Below are 540 nucleotides of genomic sequence, written 5' to 3' on the forward strand. Positions count from 1 at the left end.
GGCAATGCCTCCACCACAGCCGAAGCCGTTAACAACGGCTCAGCCGACAACTGCGGGATCGCTTCGCTGGCACTCGATATTGCCGATTTCACCTGTGCCAATGTAGGACAGAACGATGTTGTGCTGACCGTAACCGATGTGAACGGCAACTCAAGCACGGCCAACGCTGTGGTGACCGTGGTTGACGAGATCGACCCGACGGCCCTTGCCCAGAACGTGACCATCTACCTGGATGCTGACGGCAATGCCTCCACCACGGCCGAAGCTGTTGACAACGGTTCAACCGACAACTGCGGGATCCAGTCCCTTGCTTTGGATATCGAAGCGTTCACCTGCGCCCATGTAGGACAGAACAATGTTGTGCTGACCGTAACCGATGTGAACGGCAATTCAAGCACGGCCAACGCCGTGGTGACCGTGGTTGACGACATCGACCCGACAGCCCTTGCCCAAAACGTGACCATTTACCTGGATGCCGACGGCAATGCCTCCACCACAGCCGAAGCCGTTAACAACGGCTCAGCCGACAACTGCGGGATC

1 pseudogene is annotated in these 540 nt (G+C 57.8%); it reads left to right on the forward strand.

What is annotated here, in order from left to right:
* Positions 1–540: pseudogene (locus N2K84_RS20215) on the forward strand (hypothetical protein); the annotation flags it as partial.

The sequence above is a fragment of the Gaoshiqia sediminis genome (assembly GCF_025907915.1).
Lineage (GTDB): Bacteria > Bacteroidota > Bacteroidia > Bacteroidales > Prolixibacteraceae > Gaoshiqia > Gaoshiqia sediminis.